Origin of the sequence: Pseudoalteromonas sp. S16_S37, from assembly GCF_014694405.1 — a bacterium.
Classification (GTDB): domain Bacteria; phylum Pseudomonadota; class Gammaproteobacteria; order Enterobacterales; family Alteromonadaceae; genus Pseudoalteromonas.
This window is the reverse complement of sequence record NZ_JAAUWV010000032.1, coordinates 43,771-50,196: the sequence shown is the minus strand read 5'-3', so window position 1 is coordinate 50,196 and position 6,426 is coordinate 43,771. Positions and strand designations below refer to the sequence as shown.

The 6,426-nt window shown below is 43.1% G+C and carries 4 protein-coding genes; 1 reads left to right on the top strand and 3 read right to left on the bottom strand.

Features of this window, described 5'->3' with window-relative positions; all coding sequences use genetic code 11:
• Positions 1-370 precede the first annotated feature (370 nt).
• The 3 genes from HC733_RS14145 to HC733_RS14135 form a co-directional block, all read right to left on the bottom strand.
• A complete protein-coding gene (locus HC733_RS14145; protein ID WP_190365677.1) occupies positions 371-2,245 on the bottom strand; it encodes a choice-of-anchor I family protein in 1,875 nt (624 codons plus the stop codon).
• A gap of 155 nt (positions 2,246-2,400) precedes the next feature.
• Positions 2,401-3,657 carry an HlyC/CorC family transporter gene (locus HC733_RS14140; protein ID WP_190365676.1) on the bottom strand — a complete coding sequence of 419 codons (1,257 nt, stop codon included), beginning with the start codon at positions 3,655-3,657 and terminating at the stop codon, positions 2,401-2,403.
• A 61-nt stretch (positions 3,658-3,718) separates the two neighbouring features.
• On the bottom strand, positions 3,719-4,525 hold the full coding sequence (locus HC733_RS14135) for a cytochrome C assembly family protein (RefSeq protein ID WP_190365675.1): 807 nt from the start codon (positions 4,523-4,525) through the stop codon (positions 3,719-3,721).
• A gap of 166 nt (positions 4,526-4,691) precedes the next feature.
• Here HC733_RS14135 and ffh point away from each other — a divergent pair, with 166 nt between their 5' ends.
• A complete protein-coding gene (gene ffh, locus HC733_RS14130) occupies positions 4,692-6,071 on the top strand; it encodes a signal recognition particle protein (RefSeq protein ID WP_190365674.1) in 1,380 nt (459 codons plus the stop codon).
• Positions 6,072-6,426 lie beyond the last annotated feature (355 nt).

Sequence of the window (6,426 nt, the reverse complement as noted above, 5' to 3'; positions counted from 1 at the left end):
AACTCAATGCCATTCTAGCGGGTGTGGGCCAAAACTTTAGAAAAATCCTAAGCCTATTAAGGCTTTTTTACGTCTGGATTTTATGTTGGCTATGTGCGCCATTGGCACGTGAAAATCAACAACAATAACGTTAGATGGTTAACCGAATCTAAAGATAGCAATCCAAATTGAACAACCTCAGTTTTTTGAAAAACCGAGTTTTTCAGAATCGACTATGTAGGTCGGTTAAGCGAAGCGCCACCCGACGTTTGTGGCTCTGTCCTGTATTATTGTTAGATGGCGCCTTTGGCTTATCTAACCGACTGAGTTATGTAGGTCAGTTAAGCGAATCGCCACCTGATGTGTAGAACGTTGCCTTAACCTTTTGCACTTAGTCTTTTAACGCGATTTGCCATACAGCCACTGAGCCTGAGATCTCATTACCCACGATCAATAGTGGCTTGCCTGTTGCGCTTTGCTCTGCTGGTACAAAGGTCATGCCTTCAGGTGCCAAATCGCCGCTAATATCAGCGCCTTCAACCGTGCCGCGGTTGTAGAAATAGTCAGCAAACTTAACATCATACGGGTTGGTGATATCGTACACCATTACGCCACCCATGCGCTCTAGGCCTACAAATGCAAATAAGCGCTCACCTATTTTACCTAATGCCAGCGCTTCAGGTTCAGGGCCTTTGGCATCAGAGCGGGTATCACCTTCGTTTGTATCTTCGTCGTTGTTAAATGCACTGCCATGGATTGATGCGGTGATGCGTTCAATTTGGTCGCCAGAGTCAAAGACCACCATGCCATTGCTATCCCAAATGGTGAAGGAGCGAGCACCGTAGGTATATAGCTGCTCGTATTGACCATCGTTATTGTTATCACCTTTCACCGTGGTGACTTTTAAGCGGCCGATGTCGTCATCATCGTTGTTCAGATAAGCAAAGTTATCGGCAAGGGTCAGTTTTTTAGCGCGGCTTTCGTCAACGTAAGCTAGGCAGCCATCGTCTTTATCGTAATCTAAGCCACCTTTTGCCGTACATTCAGCTTCATCTTTTGTATCAAAAAAGTATTCACGACCATCCCCTTCATTGGCACTGACGATAAAATTAGCACCTTTCCAAGTGAAGTTGGTGATGGTGTCGGGTTGGTACATGCCATACAAGCCAGGGTATTTTCTGAAATTAATTTTGCCATCTTTGTCAGAGGCATCCATGGTCAGCTCTGACCAATCTTTAAATCCAAGGCCCATCAGCTTTACGCTGTTATCGGTTAAATCAACAACCGCAATGGCATTGTTTTCTTGAATAGAGACATACGCATAGCGGTTGTCTTTGGAGATGCTTACATACTCAGGCTCAAGGTCCATTGCAACTGTGGTGTTGATAAGTTTGCCGTTGATGGTACGGCCTGTTGGATTGGCAAATACCATGCCTTGCGCTTCAAGTTCTGCTTGCTTGTCGTTAAATGCTTTAAAGTCAATGTGTGTAGCGGTTTCGGCAATTGTGCCATTAGTGATGTTAATCACGCTAATGGTGCCCTCAGGATCAACGCTATAGTCGCCAGCAGGTTCGCCTTCGTTAGCCACCACCACTTTAGTGCCATCATGGCTAAAAGTTACCATGTCGGGCAGCGCGCCAACTTGAACATTTTTGATAAATACCGGTGTGTTTCCTGCAATATTATAAAACGCGATTTGACCTGCTTCGCCAATGGTTTTTGACGCCATCGCGACCGCTAACAGTTGGTTGTTACTGTCAATAGCAATGCTGTTTGCATCCCCTGGCGTGCGCTCATTCAATTTGAGCGTAAAAGTGCTACTTAAATTGGTGCTGGTGGTAATGTTTTCGTTGTTTCTAGCAAGGGCTGTGCTGTCAAAAGTTGTTGCAGGAATGATATCAACAACGGCTTGTTCGCCTGAGCTGTTAATGGCGTAGATCCATTTTTTAGCGGCTTGATATGCCACGATTTCTGCCGCACCTTCGGGGCTTTGTGCATTGAGTACGGCTCGACCAACCAATTGAATATCAAGCAGTCGATTGGCATCTTTACCATTTTGACCGTCTACGCCATTTTGCCCATCCGTACCATTTTGTCCATTAGCTCCATTATTGCCTGCTGGTCCTTGCTCGCCTGCAACGCCTTGTGGTCCTTGATTGCCATTTTTACCATCATCGCCATCCAGTGAACAGCCAGCCAAAATGGTGGTAATTGAAAGTGCGATTAGAGAATGTTTTAAAGAGTGTTTGAATGAACGGTCTAACATGTGAGCCCCTTGGTGTTTTTATTAATCTTAAAAAGGGGACAGTCAAACATAGCTTAATGATATTTGTGTGACTCTATTGTTTCAATTTTGTGGCTTGAATAAAACAAAAAACCGAGCCGTTAGTACTCGGTTTTTTGTATGGGTTTGGTCAAAAGTTAGCGCTTAATCACTTTAACCAGTTTAACCATGTTTTCTTTGAGCTCTACCACTTCCATTTGGTAGTCGACAATCACTAAGCTAAGTGGCGCATCTGGGATATCTTCAAGATATTCAACAATTAGGCCGCTGAGTGTTTTGGGGCCCTCAGTAGGTAATTCCCAATTCATTTCTTTATTGATATCGCGGATATTAGCTGCACCATCAACCAGTACTGAGCCATCGCTTTGTACGTTTACTTCTTCGCTGGCTGCAGGCGTTTGGGTAGTCGTAAAGTCACCAACCACTTCTTCAAGAATGTCTTCAAGTGTTACCAGACCTTGAATATCGCCGTATTCATCAACCACCAAGCCAATTCGCTCTTTGCTTTGTTGGAACTTAAGCAATTGTGTATTAAGTGAGGTGCCTTCAGGAATGTAGTAAATTTCGCGTACGGCACGTAACAAAGAAGGCTTATCAAATTGTTCTTTTGTGAGCAGGCGCAAGGCATCACGAGAGTGAATAAAGCCAACCGCATCGTCAATTTGGTCACGGTACAGTAACACGCGAGTATGTTGAGCATGGGTAAGCTGGCGCGAAATATCTTTCCAATCATCGTTGATATCAATGGCATTGATCTCGTTGCGCGGGATCATAATATCTTCAACAGTTACTTGCTCTAAGTCTAAAATAGAAGTCAGCATGTTTTGGTGATTAGACGGCAGTAGCGCACTTGACTCATTCACCACGGTTTTTAGCTCTTCTTTGCTTAAACTATGCTCTTCAATTTGTTTGCTTGAAATACCAAATAATTTAAGCATGCCGTTGGTGATCCAATTAACCGTGACAACCAATGGAAACAGTACCTTAAGTAACCCTTTCAAAATAATCGAACTTGGGAAAGCGACTTTTTCAGGGTATAAAGCAGCGAGTGTTTTTGGCGTAACTTCAGCAAATATCAGTACCACGAGTGTTAATACAAAAGTAGCGATGGCAATACCCATATCACCGTATAAGCGTAAACCTATAATGGTGGCAACTTGCGCAGCTGCAATATTAACGAGGTTATTACCGATGAGGATCAGGCCGATAAGCCTATCAGGGCGTCGTAGCAGTTTACTTACACGTTTTGCTGCCCGGTGGTTTTCTTTTTCTAAGTGTCGCAATCGAATGCGATTTATTGACATGATCCCCGTTTCAGAGCTAGAAAAATAGCCCGAGGCCATGATAAGCAAGCCCAATATTATAAATAAGGTGCTTGTTGATATGTCGTCCAACAGTGGATCCCTTTCAAACTTACGAGCGTGTATTAAGCGTTAGCTGGCGATAAGAGTCAAGCTAAAACTTCCCTAGGATGACCTCTTGAATAAATCGACTGCCAAAATAAGCCAATGTAATCAATCCAGAAGCGGCCATAATTGAAACTACCACAGCTTTACCACGCCAGCCAAATTTATGATGCCCTAAGGTTGCTGCTGCAAATATTGTCCACGCCACTAACGATAAAACCGTTTTGTGAATAAACTCTTTAGCAAACATCCCATCTAAAAATACAAAGCCCGACAATAGCGCTAAGGTAAGTAACGCGGTGCCTATGGTAAGTAGCTGATATAACTGTCTTTCAACTTGCATAAGCGGTGGCAGGTGACTGTGCATAATGGCTAAATCTTTGTGCTTGAGTCGGTTATCAATATAAAAGAATTGCACGGCGTAGAGGGTTGCAATGATGAGTACACAGTACGCCAGCAATGACAGCGAAATGTGTACCACAAGTCCTAAATCGACATTGATGGTTTGCATTATAATATGGTGCGGAATAAACAAGCTGGCTACTAGCAGTAGTGCTGCAAAGCCATACACCACAGGCAGCAATAAGGTTGCAGGAAATCGCAATGAGACGGTAGTAACACTAACCACGATAACCCAGCAGGTGAGCAAGGCGACATTCACGGTACTTAAATCTTGTCCATCATTGGTGAATACGGAATTTACCAACAACAACATATGAGACAAAATCGCCAGTGTACTTAATATAATTGTGAGCTTTTGGCTTGGCCCTTCTTTGTGAAATAGCCTCGATAAAACATGACCTGTTGCAAGTACATAAAACAGGCTGGCAAATAAAGACAAGCTAACAATCAACATTAAAGTGTGCCTACTAATAAATTTCCTTTATGAAAGCTATTGTATTTTAAGCACTGCTTCTTGCATAGAGTTTCCAAAAAGAAACTTTGTATGCACTTGAACACTGTATTAGTAGGGGCCATATCAGTATAATGCCAAACAATTACGATTTATTGGAACCTAATACATGTTTGAAAACCTCCAGGAACGTTTAGGTAAAACGCTTAAAAACATCAGCGGCAGGGGCCGCCTAACCGAAGATAATATTAAAGATACTCTGCGCGAAGTACGTATGGCGCTGCTTGAGGCCGATGTCGCATTACCTGTGGTTCGTGAGTTTGTTAAACAAGTAAAAGAACGAGCGGTTGGCGTTGAGGTAACCAAAAGTTTAAGCCCAGGTCAGGTCTTCATTAAAATTGTTCGCGAAGAGCTTGAAAAAGCCATGGGCGAGTCAAATGAAGAGCTTAACCTAGCGGCACAACCACCAGCAGTGGTGATGATGGCGGGCCTGCAAGGTGCGGGTAAAACCACCAGCATCGGTAAATTGGCTAAGTTTTTAAAAGAGCGCAAGAAAAAATCTGTACTTGTGGTCAGTGCCGACGTATACCGCCCCGCGGCAATTAAACAGCTTGAAACATTGGCCAGCGAAGTAAATGTAGAATTCTTCCCAAGTGACATTTCACAAAAGCCTGTAGACATTGCTACCAACGCAATTAGCCACGCGAAGAAAAAATTCATCGATGTAGTGCTTGTTGACACCGCGGGTCGTTTGCACGTAGACAACGACATGATGGATGAGATTAAAGCGCTTCACGCTGCCATCAAACCGATAGAGACGTTGTTTGTTGTGGACTCTATGACCGGCCAAGATGCAGCGAATACCGCCAAAGCATTTGACGAGGCGTTACCGCTGACCGGTGTGATTTTGACTAAAACCGATGGTGATGCCCGTGGTGGTGCGGCGCTGTCAATTCGTCATATTACAGGCAAACCAATCAAATTTATTGGTGTGGGTGAGCGCACTGACGCGTTAGAACCTTTCCATCCAGACCGTATTGCTTCTCGAATTCTTGGCATGGGTGACGTATTGTCGCTTATCGAAGAAGTTGAGATGAAAGTTGATAAAGAAAAAGCCGCCAAAGTAGCTGAAAAAGTCTTCAAAGGTGACGGGTTTACACTAGAAGATTTTGCAGAGCAGCTACGCCAAATGAAGAACATGGGCGGCATGATGTCGATGCTTGAAAAACTACCAGGCATGAATAACCTACCAGATGCAGTAAAAGGCCAAATGGGTGATAAAACCTTTAACCAAATGGAAGCAATCATCAGCTCAATGACGCCAAAAGAGCGCGAACGCCCTGAGATCATCAAAGGTTCACGCAAAAAACGCATTGCAGCGGGTTCTGGTACACAAGTGCAAGACATCAACAAGCTGCTGAAGCAATTTACGCAAATGCAAAAAATGATGAAGAAGATGAAAGGCAAAGGCGGCATGATGAAAATGATGCGCGGCATGAAAGGCATGTTACCGCCAGGCATGATGGGCGGCGGTGGTCCGAAGTTTTAATAGCTAGATATTTAGTAAAAACCCGAGCTTAGCTCGGGTTTTTTGTTTTTCTAGAGGGCAAAGAGTTAACAATCAAAATTACGTTTGAGAAATAGCGCATTTGATAATCTTTATTGTGATTTTAGTTTTGCAGTTATGTTGGTTATAAAGTTATTTATTAACACTAGGGCTATAGTTTTGTTAGATGCGTACAGTGACAGACAAACTTTTGAGTGAACTTTAAACATTATACGGATGTATTATAAGCGACTCATTTTTTAGCTTAAACGAAAGTTTGAATTTGTGTGAAAAAATGGAGTTTACAATTAATGAAGTGTTGTTTTTTGTTTTTAAATTCAGAGTGTTAGCTTTGTGT